Raw genomic sequence first — 17,539 nt, 5'->3', positions numbered from 1 at the left:
TCTGCGGACCGAACCTGTGCACCGCCTGACCTTGGGTCCTGGTGCGCTGCGCGGGCCTGCGCAGGCGCTCAGTACAGCCCGAGCTGCCGCGTTCGCAGGCGCGCCAGCCCCAGCAGCGCATCGGTGAAGGGCGTTGCCACCGCCGTCAGCTCGCCCAGTTCGCGCACCACCGTTACAAGCGCATCGAGCTCCACCGAGCGCCCGGCTTCCACGTCCTGCAGCATCGAGGTCTTGAACGCCCCGAGCTTCATGGTGATGGCGTGCCGGTCTTCCGGGCTCTGCGTGATCTCGATGCCGATGCGCCGCCCGATCTCCTTGGCCTCCAGCATCACCGCCGAGATGAAGCCGCGCACGTAGTCGTCGCCCATGATCAGGTCGGTGGTGCAGCCGGTGAGCGCGCTGATCGGGTTCACCGTCATGTTGCCCCACAGCTTGAACCAAACGTCCTTCTGGATCTGCGGCGACAGCGTGGTGTCGATGCCCGTGCTTTTCAGCAGCTCAACCAGCTTCTGCACGCGCGGCGTGGCCTCGCCCGAAGGCTCGCCCACGATCAGCCCGTTGCCGAAGTGATGCCGCACCACGCCCGGCCCGTCGAGCGAGCAGCTTGCGTGCACCACGCAGCCGATCACGTTGCGCGACGGAATGGCCTTGGCAATCGCCCCGTCGGGGTCCACCGCCGCGAGCCGGTGGCCCGTGATCTCGCCGCCGAAGCCGCCTTCGAGGAACCACCACGGCACGCCGTTCATCGCGACCAGCACGATGGTGTCGGCGCCGATCAGCGGCCCGATGCGTTCGGCCACGCCGGCCAGGGCCGGCGCCTTCACGGCGATGACCACCAGGTCTTGCACGCCGAGCGCCTCGGGGTCGGCCACGGCGTTGACGGGTACGCGCGTGCACACGTCACCACGCATGAGCGAGAGGCCGTCGCGCTGCAATGCCTCGAGCGTGGCACCGCGTGCCACCACGTTCAGCCGTTGGCCCGCTTGCGCGAGGCCGACGCCGATCCATCCGCCGATCGCGCCGGCGCCGTAAATGCAAATCTTCATGGGGTCCGTCGCTTCAGTTCAGTTGCGGTACGAGGGGTCGATGCGGTCCACCTGGCGGACGAGCGCATTGAACACATCCTGCCCGGCGCCGTGCTCGGGGCTGAACTGCAGCGCGTCGCGCGTGCAGCGCTGCGCGATCTCTTCGCTCACCGGAATGGCTGCGCCCATCGAGAAGGTCGCCATCTGGATCTCGCAGGCTCGCTGCAGCGTCCACAAAATCGCGAAAGTCTGCGGCAGCGTCTGCCCCCAGGCCAGCAGGCCGTGGTTGCGCAGGATCACCGCGTTGCGGTCGCCGATGCTCTTGAGCAGGCGCGGGCCTTCGTCCGCATGGATCGTGATGCCCTCGAAGTCGTGGTACGCCACGATGCCGTGCAGCTGCGCGGTATAGAAATTGGTCTGCTGCAGGCCGCCTTGCAGGCAGGCCACGGCCACGCCGGCGGTGGTGTGCGTGTGCATCACGCAGTGCGCGCCGGGCAGGCCGTCGTGAATGGCCGCGTGCACTGTGAAGCCGGCCGGGTTCACCGGGTAGGTCGAGCCGTCGAGCACCTTGCCATGCAGGTCGATCTTCACCAGGTTGCTGGCGGTGACCTCGCTGTAGTGCAGGCCGAAGGGGTTGATGAGGAACTGCTTCTCGCCACCGGTCACGCTGTCGGGCAGCCGCACCGTGATGTGGTTGTAGATCATCTCGACCCAGCCGAGCATCGCGAACACGCGATAGCAGGCCGCAAGCTCTTCGCGCGCGGCGCGCTCGTCGGGGTGGATCGAGGGATGGACCAGCGCCGAGGGTGCTGGAGTGGCGAGTGTGTTCATGGCAGTTCCTTCATGTGTATCAACCCTCCGCGGTGAAGCCGACCTCTTTCACGATCGGCGCCCACTTGGCGGTGTCTTTCTTGAGCAGTTCGGTCAGCTCGGCCGGCGTGGAAGACATCGCTTCCAGTCCGAAGGTGCCGAGGCCGTCGATCACGTCCTTCTGCGCCAGCGCGTTCTTCATGGCCGTGTTCAGCTTCGCCACCAGTTCGGGCGAGGCCTTGGCCGGCAGGAAGAAGGCGAACCATTCGCTGTGGGCCATGTCCTTGATGCCCTGCTCGCCGAAGGTCGGCACGTCGGGCGCGAAGCGGCTGCGCTTGGAGCCCGACACGCCCAGGATGCGCACCTTGCCCGACTGCAGATGCTGCGTGATGTCGCCGATGGGCCCCGACACGGCCGAGATGTTGCTGCCCAGCAGGTCGAGCATGGCCGGCTGCGTGCCGCGATACGCCGCGTGCTTCAGTTCGACGCCGCCCTTCTGGCCCAGCAGCGCACCGATGAAGTGCGGAGTGGAGCCGGCAGCCGGCGAGCCGAAGTTGGCACCGGCCGGATTGGCCTTGGCCCAGGCCAGGAACTCGGGCACGCTCTTCACGCTGGCCGGCACGGCCGGACCCACGGCAAAGCCGAAGTCGAAGATGCAGGCCAGGCTCACCGGCGTGATGTCGACCATCGGGTCGTACGGCAGCTTCTTGTAGATGTGCGGGTAGATCGTGAGGATCGAGGTCGGCGTCTGCAGGATGGTGCTGCCGTCGGCCGGGCGGCTCTTCACGTAGCTCACGGCAATCTGGCCGCCCGCGCCGGTGCGGTTCTCGACCACCACGGTCTTCGCGTATTCGGGGCTGAGCCTGGTCGCCAGGCGCCGGCAGGTCGTGTCCGACGTGCCACCGGCCGCGAAGCCGGTGACGATGGTGGCGGTCTCGATGTTCATCGCTTGCGCGAAAACGTTCTGGCCAAGGCTGGCCATCAAGGCCGAGGCGCTGGTGGTCTGCAGGATCTGGCGGCGCGTGAAGCTCATGGTGTCTCTCTCCGGACGTTGGTTATGGAGGATCAAGACTCGTCGCGCAGCCAGGTGACCGCGCCCGAGTGGGTCACGGCGCCCTGGTGGGCAGGGCGCACGGTGAGCGCGTATTTTTCCAGCAAGCCACCGCGGGCGACCCCCACGTTTACCTCACGTCCGGCGAGCCGCGCGGCGATTTCCTCGGCCGAAAGCTCGACCGTGATCGAGCGCGCCTCGGCCCGCGCGTCGATGGCGATCACGTCGCCGTCGCGCAGCGCCGCAATCGGGCCGCCATCCGCTGCTTCAGGCCCGGCGTAGCCGATGCACAGGCCGCGCGTCGCGCCCGAGAAGCGCCCGTCGGTCAGCAGCGCCACCTTGTCGCCCATGCCCTGGCCGTAGAGCAGGGCGGTGATGCCCAGCATCTCGCGCATGCCGGGGCTGCCCCTGGGGCCTTCGTTGCGGATCACGATCACGTCGCCGGCCTCGTACAGGCGGTTCTGCACGGCGGTCTGCGCTTCTTCCTCGGAATTGAAGACGCGCGCCGGGCCGCGAAACACCAGGCCCTTGAGCCCCGCCGTCTTGAGCAGCGCGCCGTCGGGGCAGAGGTTGCCCTTGAGCACCGCCAGCCCGCCGTCGCGCGTGATCGGGTTGCCGGCCTCGCGCACCACGCGGCCGTCGGGCGCCAGCGCACCAGCCAGCTCCTCGGCCATCGTGCGGCCGGTGAAGGTGAGCGCGTCGCCATGCAGGAAGCCCTGCTCCAACAGCGTGCGCAGGATGACGCCCGCGCCGCCGATGTAGAACACGTCGCGCGCCAGGTACTGGCCGCCCGGACGCAGGTCGGCGATGAGCGGCGTGCGAGCGAAAACCTCGGCCACGTCGTCGAGGTGGAACTTGATGCCCGCCTCGTGCGCAATCGCCGGCAGGTGAAGCGCCGCGTTGGTCGAGCCGCCAGTGGCCGACACCACGGCGCAGGCGTTTTCCAGTGCCTTGCGCGTGACGATGTCGCGCGGCAGCGGGCTGTCGCCCATCACCGCCTTCATCAGCGTCTTGGCGGCGCGGCGCATCAGCGGTGCGCGTTCGCTGAACACAGCCGGCACCATGCTGGAGCCGATGGGCGCCAGGCCCAGCGCCTCCGACACCATGCCCATCGTGTTGGCCGTGAATTGCCCCGCGCAGGCGCCGGCCGTGGGCAGGCAGGCGCGGCTCATCGCGTCGAGCTCGTCGTGCGTGGCGGTGCCGGCCAGCACCTTGCCGATGGTCTCGTAGGTGTCGACCACGTTCAGGTCGCGGCCATCCGGCCCCGGCATCTGGCCCGGCAGCGCGGAGCCGCCGTGCACGAACACGCTCGGCACGTTGCAGCGGACCATGCCCATCATCAGCCCCGGCAGGTTCTTGTCGCACGCGCCGATGGCGAAGATGCCGTCCCACTGGTGGCCGCGCGTGGAGGCTTCCACGCTGTCGGCAATGAGCTCGCGCGAGATCAGCGAGAAGCGCATGCCCGAATGCGCCATCGTCAGCCCATCGCTGATCGACACCACGGGGCACTCGTGCGGCGTGCCGCCGCCCGCGTAGATGCCGGTCTTGGCGTGCTGCGCCTGGTCGCGCAGGTTGAGGTTGCACGGGCTCATCTCGCCGCCCGTGTGGAACACGCCGATGTGCGGGCGCGCGATGTCCTCGTCGTCCTGGCCCAGCGCATGGAGAAAGCTGCGCGTGGTCGCGCGGATCGTGCCTTCGCGGATGGTGGCGGAGCGCAGGCGCTTGCTGTTCGGGTCGGTGGGCGTGGTCATCGGGCTGGCGTTGGTTGCTGGCTGGATTGCGGACAGGTCAGAACATGCCGTTCTTGTTCGCGGCGGTCTCGGGCACGGGCTGCACCACGTCCCAGTGCTCGACGATCTTTCCGTTCTCCAGCTTGAAGATGTCGACGATGGCGCTGCCGCGCGTGCCCGGCTCGCGCACCGAGTTGACGTGCAGGATCACGTAGTCGCCGTCGACAAAGCTGCGCTTGATGTCGTTGTGCGACTTCGGAAACTTCTCGCGCAGGAACCCGATGAACTTGCGAAAGCCCTCGGGGCCGTCGGCCGCCGTGGGGTTGTGCTGCACGTAGCGGTTGCCCACGTACTGAAGGGCCGCGTCGGCGTCCTTCTGGTTCAGGCCCTTTTCGTAGAAGGCGAGCACGGTCTGGCGGTTGGCTTCCTGCTGGGCGGTGGGGCCTTGCTTGCCGGCACCCATGGGGGCACAGGCGACGAGGAACAGGGTAGCTGCTGCGGCCAGGGCCGCCAAAGTCATGCGTTGCATCAAGGGTGCTCCGGTGTGAAGGAAATCAGTAGCCGTTGGGCGAAGCCACGCCCGATGCGGCCTTGTACTTTGTGAGCAGCTGCTTTGCCGCCGCCACCAGCACGATGGTGTCCACGCCCACCGCCACGAACAGCGCGCCGGCCGCGAGCCATTTGCGCGCCTGCTCCTCGGTGGTCGACAGGATGCCCGGCGCCTTGCCGGCCTTGCGGATGCGCGCGATGGCGTCGGCGATCACGGCCTGCACCTCGGGGTGGTTGGGTTGGCCCACGAAGCCCATCGAGGCCGACAGGTCGGCCGGCCCGATGAACACGCCGTCCACGCCTGGCGTGGCTGCGATGGCGTCGAGGTTTTTCATCGCTTCCACCGTCTCGGCCTGCACCAGCAGGCAGGTCTGCGCATTGGCTTCGTGCAGGTAGTTGGGGTAGGCCTGCCAGCGCGAGGCACGCGCCAATGCGCTGCCCATGCCGCGGATACCCTCGGGCGGATAGCGCATGCCCTGCACCATCCGCGCGGCCTGCTCGGCTGTGTCGACCATCGGCACCAGCAGCGTCTGCGCGCCGATGTCGAGGTACTGCTTGATCAGCGTGGTGTCGCCGACCGGAACGCGCACGATGGGGTGCGAGCGCTCCGCCTCGGCCTGCGCCGACCATGCGCTGGAGATGCCCTGCAGCTGGGCGAGCACCGAGCGCACGTCGTTGGGCGCGTGTTCGCCGTCGACCAGCAGCCAGTCGTAGCCGGTGCCGGCCAGGATCTCGGCCACGTAGCCGTCGGCCAGGCCGACCCACAGGCCGATCTGGGGCTTGCCGGCCGCGAGGGCCTGCTTGAAGGTGTTGATGGGGGTGTGCATGGTCTTCAGGCGAATCGGAAGGAAATGGAACCGAGCGGGCCGTAGTCGGCATGGAAGGTGTCGCCCGGTACGGCAGTGGTGGGGCGCGTGAACGAGCCGGCCAGCACCACTTCGCCGGCCTCCAGGCATTCTTCCCACGGCGCCAGCTTGTTCGCGAGCCACGCCACGCCGGTGGCCGGATGGTTGAGCACGGCCGCGGCCACGCCCGATTCCTCGATCACGCCGTTCTTGTAGAGCAGCGCGCTCACCCAGCGCAGGTCCACCGCATCGGGCTTCACCGGCCGCCCGCCCATCACGATGCCGGCGTTGGCCGCGTTGTCGGAGATGGTGTCGAACACCTTGCGCGGCGCCTTGGTGTGGCGGTCGAACTGCTCGATGCGCGCGTCGATGATCTCGATGGCTGGCACCACGTAGTCGGTGGCGGCCAGCACATCGAAAATGGTCACGTTCGGCCCCTGCAGCTTCTTGCCGAGGATGAAGGCCAGCTCCACCTCGATGCGCGGCGCGATGAAGCGCTTGAACGGAATGTCGCCGCCCTGCTCGAAGAACATGTCGTCGAGCAGTGTGCCGTAGTCGGGCTCGTCGATCTGGCTGGACTGCTGCATGGCGCGCGAGGTCAGGCCGATCTTGTGGCCGCGCACGACGCGCCCTTCGGCGATCTTGTTCTTCACCCATTCGCGCGAGATGGCATAGCCGTCCTCGATGGTCATCTCTGGAAAGCGCTTGGAGAAGTGCTCGACCTGCACGCGCGACTTTTCGCTTTCGTGCAGCTCGGCGGCCAGTTGGGCGATGGTGGCTTTGGACAGCATGTCGGCTCGCTTCTTATGACTTGTTGAACAGTGGATGCAGGTTGCTGTGCTTGCCGTCGTACACCTGCCCCGGGCTTTCGTCGATCTGCAGCGTGATGCCGATGTGGCGTTGCTCGAAGATCGGCGCGAAATGCGCGCGCACGTCGGCCAGCAGCTCGTCGCCGGCTTTCTTCTTCACCGCCTCGGAGCGCCCCGCGGCCATGCGGATGTTGAGATAGACGAAGGCGTAGTCGGCCTTGCCGTCGGCCACCGCGTAATGCGCGGCAGGGTAGGCCAGCACGCGCGTGCCGCCGATGGGGAACACCGGCTTGTCGGCCTCGTCGCGCTGCTTCAGCATGGTGTCGGCCAGCGTGCGACACAGCGCCGACATGTCGGTCTCGGCTTCGATGTTCGGCGTGTAGAGGATCACGAGATGGGGCATGGGTGCTCTCCGTTCATTCGACCGACATCGTCGCGGCGGTGCACGTCACCGCGAAGATGGGGATGGCCTTCATGTGAAGGATCTCGCCCTTGCCGCGCGCGGCTGCAGCCACGCTGATGAAGGTGCGGATCTCGAAGCCGCCCTGGCCCGCTTCGCGATACGTGGCTTCGTCGCCATAGTCGTCCAGCGAGAGCAGGCCCTCGCGGTCGTTGGCGCACCAGCGCTTCATGAACTCGGCGTCCCATTCGGCATTCACCTTGCCCGAATCGGGCGTGGCGGGCCAGTGCGAGATGCCGCCCGTGCCGACCAGCGCGATGCGCTCGGGCGCTTTGTCGCAGGCGCGGCGCAGCGCCTCACCGAAGGCCCATGTGCGATGAAGCGGCGTGAGCGGCGGGCCCTGGCAATTGATGTTGACGGGGATGATCTTGGTGTCGAACTCCGGCGTGAGGAAGTTCAGCGGCACCATGATGCCGTGGTCGAACTTCCACTCTTCCGCGTAGGCCACGTCGACCGTCTGCATCACCTCGCGGATGAGGCGCTGCGACAGCGCGGCATCGCCGGGGATCTTGTGCTTCTCGATGCCCAGCCACTTCGGGTCTTCGATCGGGCCCTCGTAGCTGTCGGCCATGCCGATCGCATAGGCCGGCATGTTGTTCATGAAGAAGTTCGCGAAGTGCTCGGCGGCGATCACGATCACCGCGTCGGGCTTCGTCGCGCGCATCGCCTCGCCGAAGCGGTGGAACTGCGCGTGGAACTCGTCCTTCACCGCCGGATCGGCAAGGTGAGCGCGGCCGGTGATGCCGGGGGCGTGGCTGCACACGCCTGCGAATACGAGACTCATACGCCTGCCACCTTTTCGTCTGTGCCGGTTGTCATCGCATAGATGCCCGCGCGCACGGGGCCGTATTTGCGTACGCCTTCGCGCATGGCTTCGAGGTAGTCGGCCCATGGAATACCGAGCAAAGGCGCGAAGTGCATCAGCAGTTGGCCATTACAGCCGAGCACGTAGAGCTTGCCGATGTCGCCGGTGTCGATGGCCTCGCGCTCCTCCTGAGTGAAGTCATAGGCGCCCAGCAACGTTGCGCGCGTCTCGCCACCTTCGGCATAGCGCCGCTGCACTTCCTGCTCGCGATTCAGCGCGAACAGGAATTTCTGCATCGCATAGAGGCTCATCGTTCAGCCCTCCACCTGGATGTTGGCCTTGCGGATCACATCGCCGTACTTCGCAATCTCGCTCTGTATGAAGGCCGCAAAGCGCTCCGGCGTGCCCGACAGCGACGCGATGCCTCCCTTGTGGAAGGCCTCCGTCACCACCGGCCCCGCCAGCGCGCGGTTCACTTCGGCGTTCATGCGCTGCACCACGGCGTCGGGCGTGCCGGCGGGCGCCAGCAAGCCGTTCCACGAATTGGACTCGATGGGCACACCCTGTTCCGCCAGTGTGGGTATGGCCGGTGCGTATTGCGAGCGCTGCGCGGTCGCCATGCCCAGCGCGACGAGCTTGCCGTTCTGCACGTGGCTGCGGAACTCGGGCCAGTTGCCGAACATCATCGTCACCTGTCCGCCGAGCAGGTCGGTCAGCGCCGGGCCCTGGCCCTTGTAGGGCACGTGCACGATGTCCAGGCCCATCTGCAGCTTGAGCATCTCGCCCGAGAGGTGGGCCGAGGTGCCATTGCCGAAGGAGGCGAAGCTCAGCGTGCCGGGTGTCGCCTTGGCCTGGTTGCGCAGGTCGGCGAGCGTCTTCAGGCCGCTGTTGGGGTGCGTGGCGAGCACATGCTCCGACATGCCCATGAGCGCGACGGGGCGCAGGTCTTTCTGCGTGTCGTAGGGCAGCTTGCGGATCAGCGTCTGGTTGGCCGTGAAGCTGTTGGCCACGCAGACGAAGGTGTAGCCGTCGGGCGCGGCCCTGGCTGCTGCATCAACGCCGATCACCGTGCCTGCGCCGGGCTTGTTGTCGACGATGACGGGCTGGCCCAGTGCCTTCGACAACTCGACGCCGACGAGGCGAGCCACGAAGTCGGTGGTGCCGCCGGGCGTGAAGGGCACGATCACGCGGATCGGCTTGCTGGGCCAGGTGCCCTGTGCACGCGCCAGCGAGGGCAGCGCCGCCAACGCGGCCACGCCCTGCAGCAACGTGCGGCGTTGATTGTTCACGCCACGCCCCAGTGCGGAATGTGGTGCGAGCCCAGTGACACCGCCACGTTCTTCGGCTCGCAGAACACTTCGTAGCTCCAGGTGCCGCCTTCGCGGCCCGTGCCCGAGGCCTTGGTGCCGCCAAAGGGCTGGCGCAGGTCTCGCACGTTCTGGCTGTTGACGAAGCACATGCCGGCTTCCACGGCGGCGGCCACGCGGTGTGCCTTGCCGATGTTCTCGGTCCACACGTAGCTGCTCAGCCCGTACTGGATGTCGTTGGCGAGGCGGATCGCATCGGCCTCGTCCTTGAACGGAATCAGGCAGGCGACCGGGCCGAAGATTTCGTCCTGCGCGATCTTCATGCGGTTGTCGACATCGGCGAACACGGTAGGCACAACGTAGTTGCCCTTCTTCACGCGGTCGGGCAGGTTCGACGGCGCTTCGAGGCCGCCGCACAGCAGCGTCGCGCCTTCCTTCGGGCCCAGCTCGATGTAGCTGCGCACCTTGGCCAGGTGGGCCTGCGAGATCATCGGGCCGACGATGGTCTTCTCGTCGAGCGGGTCGCCCACGGTGATGCGCTTGGCGCGCTCGGCGAATTTCGCCGCGAAGTCGGCGTATATCGACTGTTGCACCAGGATGCGCGAGCCGGCGGTGCAGCGCTCGCCGTTGTTGCTGAAGATCATGAACACGGCTGCGTCGAGCGCGCGGTCGAGGTCGGCGTCGTCGAAGATCACGAAGGGGCTCTTGCCGCCCAGCTCCATGCTGAACTTCTTCAGGCCCGCGCTCTTCACGATGCGGTTGCCCGTGGCGGTAGAGCCGGTGAACGAAATGGCGCGCACGTCGGGGTGCGCCACCAGCGGTTCGCCGGCCTCCTTGCCATAGCCATGCACCAGGTTCAGCACGCCGGGCGGAATGCCGGCTTCGAGCGCCAGCTCGCCCAGGCGCGCGGCCGTCAGCGGCGAGAGCTCGCTCATCTTCAACACGGCCGTGTTGCCGAAGGCCAGACAGGGCGCGACCTTCCAGGTGGCCGTCATGAAGGGCACGTTCCATGGGCTGATGAGCGCGCACACGCCCACCGGATGGAACAGCGTGTAGTTCAGGTGCGTGGGCGTGGGGTAGGTGTGGCCGTCCACGCGCGTGCACATCTCGGCGAAGTAATAGAAGTTGTCGGCCGCGCGTGGAATGAGCTGCTTGCCGGTCTGCGCGATCACCTGGCCGCAGTCGTTGGTTTCGGTCTGCGCGATCTCGGGCACGTGCTTGGCGATCAGGTCGCCGAGCTTGCGGATCAGCTTCGCGCGCTCGGGCGCGGGCATGCCGGCCCACTTGGGAAAGGCTTCCTTGGCGGCGGCCACGGCCGCGTTCACTTCGGCTTCGCCGCCCGAGGCGACCTCGGCCAGCACTTCCTGCGTGGCGGGGTTGACGGTTTCGAAGTAGTCAGTGCCGCCGACACTCTTGCCGTTGATCAGGTGATCGACTCTCATGCTTTTCCTTGAATGGTGTTCTGAAGCGCGCCGATGCGCTCGATCTCGGTGACGACGACGTCGCCCGGCTGGCAATCGACCGCGCCGTCGGGCGTGCCGGTGAGGATCAGGTCGCCCGGCGACAGCGTCATGAAGCGGCTGAAGTACTCGATGAGGAAGGGCGCATCGAAGATCATGTCGCGCGTGTTGCCTTGCTGCGTGACGGTGCCGTTGACGGTGGTGCGCAGCGCGAGCGCCATGGGGTCGGGCACGTCAGCCGCGTCGACGAACCACGGGCCCAGCGGCGTGCAGGTGTCGCGGTTCTTCACGCGCAGGTTGGGGCGGTACCAGTTCTCGAGGTAGTCGCGGATGGCGTAGTCGTTGGCCACCGTGTAGCCGCCGATGAAGTCGTAGGCATCGTCGCGCCTGACGTTCTTCGCGGTCCTGCCGACGACGATAGCGAGCTCGCATTCGTAGTGCATGAACTTCACGTCGGCCGGGCGGTGCGTGTGCTGGCGGTGGCCGATGAGTGTGCTCTGGCCCTTGACGAACACCAGTGGTTCTTCGGGCGCCTTGAATTCGAGCTCCTTCGCATGGTCGGCGTAGTTGAGGCCGAGCGCGAGGATGGTGCGGGGGCGTGCAGTCGGCGCGAGCGGAGGTAGCCAGATGAGTTGCTCCTGCGGCACGACGCGGCCGTCGTCCAGGCGCACGGCTGCATCTTGCTGGCCGTTGAACTCGTGGCTCGTGCCGGTGTGCTCGCGGCCTTCGAAGATGACGCGTGCGTGCTTCATGCGGCTTCCTTCACCAGCGTGTTGCTCAATGTCTCGAACCCCGGAGCGGAGATGTCGATGCGGTCGCCGGCGCGGGCCAGCGGGCGGCCGAGGTCGCAGCCGAGCATCAGCACATCGCCGTGCGCGAGCGTCATGAAGTCGCCGACGTCGGCGAGCAACTGCTGCGCCGGCCGCACTAGCTGCGAGAAGTCGATGGACTGCTTCAGATCGCCGTTGATGCGCACCTCGATGCGGAAGCTCGCGGGGTCGGCAACCTCTTGCGCGTCGCGCAGCACGGGGCCGATGCCCAGGAAGCCGTCGACGCACTTGAACTTCACCGGCGGGCGGAAGAAGCTCGCATGCGGAATCGACAGGTCGTTCATCAGCACGAAGCCTTCGACGTCGCCCTCGGCGCCGATCACCATGCCGATGCTTGCGCCGATCTCCACCTCAGGCACAGCTACCGGTACGGCGATGTCGCTGCCATGCGGGCTCCAGGTGTTGGCCGTCTTCACATAGAGCACGGGCGCTTTCGGCGGCGCCTTGTAGGGCGGCTGCGTCATCTGCGGCGTGAGCGCATCCGCTTCGGCGCGGAAGTTCAGCAAGGTGCCGTACACCGTGCCTGTGGGCAGGAAATGGCTCATGGCGAGGGTTGCTCCAGTGCGATCAGTTCGTCGAGCAGCCCGTAGAGCTGCGTGAGCTTGGCCTTGCCGAGCGACTTCTCCATCCACTCGTAGTGCGACTCGATGCTGGTTGACAGCCGCTTCACGAGCTTCATGCCGTGCGGCGTGGCCTCGACCACGGTGCGGCGCTGGTCGGCCGGGTCGCGGGCGCGGGTGATGAGGTTGTCGCGCTCCATGCGCGCGAGCACACCGGTGAGGCTGGGGCCGAGGATGAAGGCCTCGCGCGCGACCCGGCCGGTGTCGACCGCGCCGTGTTCGCCCAGCACGCGCAGCACGCGCCATTGCTGGTCGGACAGCGCGTGCTCGCGCAGGCTGGGCCGGGTGTGGGCCATCACGGCTTCGCGGGCCTGCAGCAGCAGGCGCGGCAAATTGCGGTGCGTGAATGTCGTGCTCAAGGCTCGTCTTTCTCGAAATTACTTAACATGTTAAATGATTGGCCGATTCTTTCCAAGGCACCGCGTATCAGGGTTTGTGCGGACACCTAAACTCGCCGCATGGCCAAGGACAAAACACTTTTCGTCTGCAGCGAATGCGGCGGCACCAGCCCCAAGTGGCTCGGCAAATGCCCGAGCTGCGGCGCCTGGAACACACTCATCGAGCAGGTCGCGGGCGCGGGCAACGGCCCGGCCAACAACCGCTTCGGCACGCAGTTCGCGTCGCTCGCGGGGGCGTCGGAGCTCGCGACCCTTTCCGAAATCGAGGCGACCGACATCGCGCGCACCCCCACCGGAATCGACGAGCTCGACCGCGTGCTGGGCGGCGGCATCGTCTCGGGCGGCGTCACGCTGATCGGCGGTGACCCGGGCATCGGCAAGTCGACGCTGCTGCTGCAGGCAGTCGATGCGTTGCAGCGTGCAGGGCAGAACGCGCTCTACGTGACGGGCGAGGAAAGCGGCGCGCAGGTGGCGCTGCGCTCCAGGCGGCTCGGCCTCGATCACTCGCAGGTGCAGGTGCTGGCCGAGATCCAGCTCGAGAAAATCATCGCCACGCTTGACGCCACGCGCCCCGCCATCGCGGTGATCGATTCGATACAGACGGTTTATTCAGACCAGCTCACCTCGGCCCCGGGCTCGGTGGCGCAGGTGCGCGAATGCGCGGCGCACCTCACGCGCTTTGCCAAGACCAGCGGCACGGCCGTGGTGCTGGTGGGGCACGTGACGAAAGAGGGCGCGCTCGCCGGCCCGCGCGTGCTCGAACACATGGTCGACACGGTGCTGTACTTCGAGGGCGACACGCATTCGAGCTTTCGCCTCGTGCGCGCCATCAAGAACCGCTTCGGCGCGGTCAACGAAATCGGCGTGTTCGCCATGACCGAGCGCGGCCTGAAGGGCGTGACCAATCCGAGCGCGATCTTCCTGAGCCAGCACCCCGAGCCGGTGCCCGGCAGCGTAGTGCTGGTCACGCTCGAAGGCACGCGGCCGATGTTGGTGGAAATCCAGGCGCTGGTCGACAACGGCGGCCCCAGCCCGCGCCGCCTGTCGGTGGGCCTGGACCGCGACCGTCTCGCCATGCTGCTGGCCGTGCTGCACCGCCATGCGGGCGTGGCCTGCATGGACCAGGACGTGTTCGTCAACGCGGTGGGCGGCGTGCGCATCAGCGAGCCTGCGGCCGACCTGGCCGTGATGCTGGCCATTACGTCGAGCCTGCGCGGCAAGCCGCTGCCCAAGGGCTTCATCGCGTTCGGCGAAGTGGGGCTGGCCGGCGAAGTGCGACCGGCGCCGCGCGGGCAGGAGCGTTTGCGCGAAGCGGCCAAGCTGGGTTTCAGCGTGGCCGTGGTGCCCAAGGCGAATGCGCCGCGCAAGGGCACGAAAGAGATCGAAGGTTTGACGATCCACCCCGTCGAACGCATCGAAGAGGCGATGGACGTGGTCCGCCGCCTCGATTGATCACCGGAAAAAAATGCCCGGCGCGCCTGTGACGCGCCGGGCTACCCTCCCTATCCCCCGATGTGTTTCGTGAACGCCGGTCCGCTGCTGGGTACGCATTGGCCGCTGCCCAACGTGGCCGGGTTCATCGTGTACTGGCACTCCGGGTCGCCGCTGCGGCTGCCGGTGGCGTTCGCCGCCACGCCGGTGCCTTGCGAGCCTGCGACCCGGGTTGCCTCTCCCTGAAACTGTTCGCGGCCGTCCATGCTGCTGATCGCCGTGCCGACGAGGGTGAGACGAACGAAGGTGACGGAACGCGGGATGGTCATACGCTTTTCGGTGGCCCGGGCTTGCTGTGCCCGTGAAGCGAAATGTGCCGCGTGGCGCTCGCGTGCCATGCGCTTTTCGGGGTGAGTACCGTCCAGCGCGCCCAGGGGTAGTCAGGGCCGCTACTTCGGCGCCTGCCCCGGGGCGGCGACAATGCGCGCCATGGATTTCAAGAAACTTCTGGTGCCCGTGGGCGCCATCCTTCTCCTGGGGCTGGCCTGGCGCAGCGGCGGTTGGGGCGGTGTTGCCCTGGCTGGCGGCGCGATCGTGATGTTCTTGCTGCTGCACTTCAACCGCGCGATGCAGGTGCTCAAGCGCGCGGCCGAACGGCCGGTGGGCTATGTGGCCAGCGCCGTGATGCTCAACGCCAAGCTCAAGCCGGGCGTGACGCTGATGCACGTGATCGCGATGACGCGCGCCCTCGGCGAGCTGCGCTCGCCCAAGGACGAGCAGCCCGAGCACTACCGCTGGACCGACGGCGGCGGCTCGTACGTCGACACCGTGTTCAACGGCGGCAAGCTGCAGAGCTGGACGATGACGCGGCCCGAAACGGCGCCCGAAGACGACAACAGCACGCAGACCCCCGCGGCCTGATCAGCCCGCGCCCGCCTTGCGGCGCGGCTGTCGCCACGGCGGATTCGCCTTCGCATGGTGGCGCGCTTCCTTCACGAACTCGGTGCACACGTGCGTCATGAGGTCGGCCGAGCGGTAGACCAGGAACACGTCGAAGTCCGGCAGCGCATCGGTGATCGGCAGCTTCTCCAGCAGGCCGGGCTGCAGCCGCAGCGGCCCCGCGCCGTGGAAGACGAAATCCGACCACATGCTGATCAGGTCGGTCTGCGTGGCCAGCTGCAGGCCCAGCAGGTTCGAGGCGCTGTGCACCATGCGCCGGGGCATCTCGAGCCCGTGCATGCGCATCGTGCTCACCAGCGGGCTGCCGGCGTCGTCGACGGGGTCGAGCACCAGCCAGTCGGCGTCGAGCAGCGGCTGCAGCTTGCGCACGCGCCGCAGCGGGTGGCCGGCACGCACGCTCAGGTGCATCGCCACTGAAAAAAGCGGCTCCCACTGGAGGGCGCTGGTGCCCGGCCCGTTGCAGGTGGAGACCAGTCCCAGGTCGAGCCGGCCCTCGCGCAGGCCTTCGAAGATCTGCTGCGGCCGCAGCTCGAAGCCGCGCATCGCCACGTTGGGAAAGCGCTGGCGAAACGAAGCCATCGCATCGGGCAGCGGCCCGCTCGACGCCACCGCGGTGAAGCCGATGTTGAGCTGCGCCTCGTCGTGACCGCGGATCGCCTCGATGTCTTCGAGCGCATGCCGCAGTTCCTGCTCGACCAGGCTCGCGCGCTTGACCAGCGCCACGCCGTAGGCCGTGAGGCTCACGCCGCGCGTGGAACGCGACATCAGCGTCACGCCGAGTTCGCGCTCCAGTTCCGAAATGGTCTTCGACAGCGCGGGCTGCGTGGTGTGCAGGCTGCGCGACGCCTCATGGATGCTGCCGTGCTGTGCCACCGCCAGCAGAACGCGCAACTGTTGCAGCTTCATCGTGGTGCCGATCTCCCGAAAAAAGGTGTCCCGAGGGTTGTCCCGATGGCTTCCGGTGCCTGTTTATGACGGGGATGCCGTTTGGTTATCAGCATGAAAATATGTGATTCTTTGCCACGGCGCTTTGCCTGAATACTCCGCCGCCAGAGGCCGATCCGGCCACCCGCAACCTGTTCGTGGAGTGACATTAGATGAGCGAAGCCGCATTGCCCGCAAGCCCGATCCGGGGCCCTTCACCAGCCGTCGCTACTGCCGTGCAAGGCAAGGGAAGGCAGAGCCAGTTCCGTTTGATCGCCGCCTGCTCGCTGGGCAATGCGCTGGAGATGTACGACTTCACCGTCTACAGCTTCTTCGCGCTGCTGATCGGCAAGCTGTTCTTTCCCTCCGACAGCCCGTATGGCTCGCTGCTGCTGGCAGTGGCCACCTTCGGCATCGGCTTCGTGATGCGGCCGCTGGGCGGCGTGATCATCGGCAACTACGCCGACCGCAAGGGCCGCAAGGCCGCGATGACGCTGACCATCGGCCTCATGGTGCTCGGCACGCTGTGCATCGCCTTCGCGCCGAGCTATGCGTCGGCCGGCGTGTTCGGCTCGCTGATGATCGTGGCGGGCCGGCTGCTGCAGGGCTTTTCGCTGGGCGGCGAGGTGGGCGCGGCCACGTCGATGCTGATGGAGGCCGGCGGCATCAAGGGCCGGGGCTTCCGCGTGAGCTGGCAGCTGGCGAGCCAGGGCGTGTCGGCGCTGCTGGGCGCGCTCACGGGTGCCGCGCTGTATGCGGCGCTGCCGCAGGCGTCGCTCGAAAGCTGGGGCTGGCGCCTGCCGTTCCTGCTCGGCCTGCTGATCGCGCCGGTGGGGCTCTACATTCGCGCGCACCTCGAGGAAACGCACACCGCCGAGAGCCATGAATCCAGCCCCGTCGGCCGGCTGCTGCGCAACCACGGCGGCACGGTGCTCAAGGGCATCCTCGCCACAACGGCGGGCACGGCGACGATGTACCTCGTGGTGTTCTTCATGCCCACCTACATGATCCGCGTGCTGCACATGCCGCCGTCGCTGTCGCTGCTGTCGGGCTGCGTCACGGGCATCACGCTGTTCGTGGTGTCGCTGGTGGCGGGGCGGCTGGCCGACAGGCTGCCGAACCGCAAGCCGCTGGTGATCGGCTCGCTGCTGTTCAGCGTTGTCGCCGTCTACCCGGTGTTCTGGATCATCAGCCACTACCCGAGCGTGCCGCTGGTGCTGGCGCTGTCGGCGCTGCTGACCGCGAGCGTGAACATCGGCACCACGCCCATGTTCCTGATGCTGCTCGAAATGCTGCCGGCCGGCGTGCGCGCCAGCGGCATCTCGGTGATCTACAGCGTGGGCGTGACGGTGTTCGGCGGCTCCTCGCAGTTCATCGTCACCTGGCTGCTCGCGAAGACGGACAACCCCATGTCGCCGGCCTTCTACATGATGGTTTGCGGGGTGCTGAGCCTGTGCGCGCTACTGAGCCTGCGCGAACGCAAGGCCGATTGATCGAAGAACTTCACCGAGAGCGAACCTTTTCA

20 protein-coding genes are annotated in these 17,539 nt (G+C 67.2%); 3 read left to right on the top strand and 17 right to left on the bottom strand.

The genetic code is table 11. From position 1 onward, the window contains the following. Nucleotides 1-68: 68 nt before the first annotated feature. Genes ACSFCA_RS26780 through hpaR form a run of 15 tightly spaced genes read right to left on the bottom strand, consistent with a single transcriptional unit; the run spans nucleotide 69 to nucleotide 12,660 of the window. Nucleotides 69-1,046: a 2-dehydropantoate 2-reductase gene (locus tag ACSFCA_RS26780; RefSeq protein WP_435461544.1), complete on the bottom strand. Its 978-nt coding sequence runs from the start codon at nucleotides 1,044-1,046 to the stop codon at nucleotides 69-71. Nucleotides 1,047-1,064: 18 nt separating this feature from the next. Then, the gene (locus ACSFCA_RS26775) at nucleotides 1,065-1,856 is read right to left on the bottom strand and encodes a class II aldolase/adducin family protein (protein ID WP_435461545.1); all 792 of its coding nucleotides are present in this window, start codon (nucleotides 1,854-1,856) and stop codon (nucleotides 1,065-1,067) included. A gap of 19 nt (nucleotides 1,857-1,875) precedes the next feature. Beyond that, a complete protein-coding gene (locus ACSFCA_RS26770; protein ID WP_435461546.1) occupies nucleotides 1,876-2,868 on the bottom strand; it encodes a Bug family tripartite tricarboxylate transporter substrate binding protein in 993 nt (330 codons plus the stop codon). Nucleotides 2,869-2,900: 32 nt separating this feature from the next. Next, nucleotides 2,901-4,637, bottom strand: coding sequence for a dihydroxy-acid dehydratase (gene ilvD / locus ACSFCA_RS26765; protein ID WP_435461547.1), 1,737 nt, complete (start codon nucleotides 4,635-4,637; stop codon nucleotides 2,901-2,903). 37 nt (nucleotides 4,638-4,674) lie between these two features. Then, the gene (locus ACSFCA_RS26760; RefSeq protein WP_435461548.1) at nucleotides 4,675-5,145 is read right to left on the bottom strand and encodes a nuclear transport factor 2 family protein; all 471 of its coding nucleotides are present in this window, start codon (nucleotides 5,143-5,145) and stop codon (nucleotides 4,675-4,677) included. Nucleotides 5,146-5,170: 25 nt separating this feature from the next. After that, nucleotides 5,171-5,992, bottom strand: coding sequence for a 4-hydroxy-2-oxoheptanedioate aldolase (hpaI, locus tag ACSFCA_RS26755; protein ID WP_435461549.1), 822 nt, complete (start codon nucleotides 5,990-5,992; stop codon nucleotides 5,171-5,173). A 5-nt stretch (nucleotides 5,993-5,997) separates the two neighbouring features. After that, complete coding sequence (gene hpaH, locus ACSFCA_RS26750) at nucleotides 5,998-6,801, bottom strand: 2-oxo-hept-4-ene-1,7-dioate hydratase (protein ID WP_435461550.1); 804 nt, start codon at nucleotides 6,799-6,801, stop codon at nucleotides 5,998-6,000. 13 nt (nucleotides 6,802-6,814) lie between these two features. Next, the gene (locus ACSFCA_RS26745) at nucleotides 6,815-7,222 is read right to left on the bottom strand and encodes a 5-carboxymethyl-2-hydroxymuconate Delta-isomerase (protein ID WP_435461551.1); all 408 of its coding nucleotides are present in this window, start codon (nucleotides 7,220-7,222) and stop codon (nucleotides 6,815-6,817) included. Nucleotides 7,223-7,235: 13 nt separating this feature from the next. Continuing rightward, nucleotides 7,236-8,063: a DODA-type extradiol aromatic ring-opening family dioxygenase gene (locus tag ACSFCA_RS26740; RefSeq protein WP_435461552.1), complete on the bottom strand. Its 828-nt coding sequence runs from the start codon at nucleotides 8,061-8,063 to the stop codon at nucleotides 7,236-7,238. Beyond that, nucleotides 8,060-8,395, bottom strand: coding sequence for an aromatic ring-opening dioxygenase subunit LigA (locus ACSFCA_RS26735; RefSeq protein ID WP_435461553.1), 336 nt, complete (start codon nucleotides 8,393-8,395; stop codon nucleotides 8,060-8,062). Before ACSFCA_RS26735 ends, ACSFCA_RS26740 begins: the two co-directional genes overlap by 4 nt. A 3-nt stretch (nucleotides 8,396-8,398) precedes the next feature. Next, nucleotides 8,399-9,373 carry a tripartite tricarboxylate transporter substrate binding protein gene (locus ACSFCA_RS26730; protein ID WP_435461554.1) on the bottom strand — a complete coding sequence of 325 codons (975 nt, stop codon included), beginning with the start codon at nucleotides 9,371-9,373 and terminating at the stop codon, nucleotides 8,399-8,401. Beyond that, on the bottom strand, nucleotides 9,370-10,833 hold the full coding sequence (gene hpaE, locus ACSFCA_RS26725) for a 5-carboxymethyl-2-hydroxymuconate semialdehyde dehydrogenase (protein ID WP_435461555.1): 1,464 nt from the start codon (nucleotides 10,831-10,833) through the stop codon (nucleotides 9,370-9,372). The genes ACSFCA_RS26730 and hpaE overlap by 4 nt, the downstream gene beginning before the upstream one ends. Next, nucleotides 10,830-11,603, bottom strand: a complete 774-nt coding sequence (locus tag ACSFCA_RS26720) for a fumarylacetoacetate hydrolase family protein (RefSeq protein ID WP_435461556.1) — start codon at nucleotides 11,601-11,603, stop codon at nucleotides 10,830-10,832. The genes hpaE and ACSFCA_RS26720 overlap by 4 nt, the downstream gene beginning before the upstream one ends. Beyond that, entirely contained in the window at nucleotides 11,600-12,226 is a 627-nt protein-coding gene (locus ACSFCA_RS26715) for a fumarylacetoacetate hydrolase family protein (RefSeq protein ID WP_435461557.1), read from the bottom strand. The genes ACSFCA_RS26720 and ACSFCA_RS26715 overlap by 4 nt, the downstream gene beginning before the upstream one ends. After that, nucleotides 12,223-12,660 (bottom strand): homoprotocatechuate degradation operon regulator HpaR, encoded by a 438-nt coding sequence (gene hpaR / locus ACSFCA_RS26710; RefSeq protein ID WP_093053341.1) that lies wholly within the window; start codon nucleotides 12,658-12,660, stop codon nucleotides 12,223-12,225. The genes ACSFCA_RS26715 and hpaR overlap by 4 nt, the downstream gene beginning before the upstream one ends. A 99-nt stretch (nucleotides 12,661-12,759) precedes the next feature. Here hpaR and radA point away from each other — a divergent pair, with 99 nt between their 5' ends. Further along, nucleotides 12,760-14,151 (top strand): DNA repair protein RadA, encoded by a 1,392-nt coding sequence (gene radA, locus ACSFCA_RS26705; protein WP_435461558.1) that lies wholly within the window; start codon nucleotides 12,760-12,762, stop codon nucleotides 14,149-14,151. Between the two features lie 50 nt (nucleotides 14,152-14,201). On the opposite strand, the gene ACSFCA_RS26700 is transcribed toward radA, so the two are convergent. Then, complete coding sequence (locus ACSFCA_RS26700; protein WP_435477457.1) at nucleotides 14,202-14,528, bottom strand: hypothetical protein; 327 nt, start codon at nucleotides 14,526-14,528, stop codon at nucleotides 14,202-14,204. Nucleotides 14,529-14,610: 82 nt separating this feature from the next. On the opposite strand from ACSFCA_RS26700, the gene ACSFCA_RS26695 reads away from it, so the two are divergent. Continuing rightward, nucleotides 14,611-15,051 carry a glycerate kinase gene (locus tag ACSFCA_RS26695; RefSeq protein WP_435461559.1) on the top strand — a complete coding sequence of 147 codons (441 nt, stop codon included), beginning with the start codon at nucleotides 14,611-14,613 and terminating at the stop codon, nucleotides 15,049-15,051. Here ACSFCA_RS26695 and ACSFCA_RS26690 read toward each other — a convergent pair whose 3' ends face one another. After that, the gene (locus ACSFCA_RS26690; protein ID WP_258351793.1) at nucleotides 15,052-15,996 is read right to left on the bottom strand and encodes a LysR family transcriptional regulator; all 945 of its coding nucleotides are present in this window, start codon (nucleotides 15,994-15,996) and stop codon (nucleotides 15,052-15,054) included. A gap of 191 nt (nucleotides 15,997-16,187) precedes the next feature. Between ACSFCA_RS26690 and ACSFCA_RS26685 the strand changes: the two genes are divergently transcribed. After that, nucleotides 16,188-17,507, top strand: coding sequence for an MFS transporter (locus ACSFCA_RS26685; protein WP_435461560.1), 1,320 nt, complete (start codon nucleotides 16,188-16,190; stop codon nucleotides 17,505-17,507). The last annotated feature ends 32 nt before the right edge of the window (nucleotides 17,508-17,539 follow it).

It is taken from the genome of Variovorax multivorans (assembly GCF_051216835.1).
Taxonomy (GTDB): Bacteria; Pseudomonadota; Gammaproteobacteria; order Burkholderiales; family Burkholderiaceae_C; genus Variovorax.
This window is presented reverse-complemented; position numbering and strand designations above follow the sequence as displayed.

Coding starts and splice junctions, on each gene's coding strand:
- ACSFCA_RS26740 (WP_435461552.1), bottom strand. CDS start 8,063: ATGAGTCTCGTATTCGCAGGCGTGTGCAGCCACGCCCCCGGCATCACC.
- ACSFCA_RS26780 (WP_435461544.1), bottom strand. CDS start 1,046: ATGAAGATTTGCATTTACGGCGCCGGCGCGATCGGCGGATGGATCGGC.
- ACSFCA_RS26770 (WP_435461546.1), bottom strand. CDS start 2,868: ATGAGCTTCACGCGCCGCCAGATCCTGCAGACCACCAGCGCCTCGGCC.
- hpaH (WP_435461550.1), bottom strand. CDS start 6,801: ATGCTGTCCAAAGCCACCATCGCCCAACTGGCCGCCGAGCTGCACGAA.
- ACSFCA_RS26775 (WP_435461545.1), bottom strand. CDS start 1,856: ATGAACACACTCGCCACTCCAGCACCCTCGGCGCTGGTCCATCCCTCG.
- ACSFCA_RS26735 (WP_435461553.1), bottom strand. CDS start 8,395: ATGAGCCTCTATGCGATGCAGAAATTCCTGTTCGCGCTGAATCGCGAG.
- ACSFCA_RS26720 (WP_435461556.1), bottom strand. CDS start 11,603: ATGAAGCACGCACGCGTCATCTTCGAAGGCCGCGAGCACACCGGCACG.
- ACSFCA_RS26715 (WP_435461557.1), bottom strand. CDS start 12,226: ATGAGCCATTTCCTGCCCACAGGCACGGTGTACGGCACCTTGCTGAAC.
- hpaE (WP_435461555.1), bottom strand. CDS start 10,833: ATGAGAGTCGATCACCTGATCAACGGCAAGAGTGTCGGCGGCACTGAC.
- ilvD (WP_435461547.1), bottom strand. CDS start 4,637: ATGACCACGCCCACCGACCCGAACAGCAAGCGCCTGCGCTCCGCCACC.
- ACSFCA_RS26760 (WP_435461548.1), bottom strand. CDS start 5,145: ATGCAACGCATGACTTTGGCGGCCCTGGCCGCAGCAGCTACCCTGTTC.
- ACSFCA_RS26745 (WP_435461551.1), bottom strand. CDS start 7,222: ATGCCCCATCTCGTGATCCTCTACACGCCGAACATCGAAGCCGAGACC.
- ACSFCA_RS26685 (WP_435461560.1), top strand. CDS start 16,188: ATGAGCGAAGCCGCATTGCCCGCAAGCCCGATCCGGGGCCCTTCACCA.
- radA (WP_435461558.1), top strand. CDS start 12,760: ATGGCCAAGGACAAAACACTTTTCGTCTGCAGCGAATGCGGCGGCACC.
- ACSFCA_RS26690 (WP_258351793.1), bottom strand. CDS start 15,996: ATGAAGCTGCAACAGTTGCGCGTTCTGCTGGCGGTGGCACAGCACGGC.
- hpaI (WP_435461549.1), bottom strand. CDS start 5,992: ATGCACACCCCCATCAACACCTTCAAGCAGGCCCTCGCGGCCGGCAAG.
- ACSFCA_RS26700 (WP_435477457.1), bottom strand. CDS start 14,528: ATGGCACGCGAGCGCCACGCGGCACATTTCGCTTCACGGGCACAGCAA.
- ACSFCA_RS26695 (WP_435461559.1), top strand. CDS start 14,611: ATGCGCGCCATGGATTTCAAGAAACTTCTGGTGCCCGTGGGCGCCATC.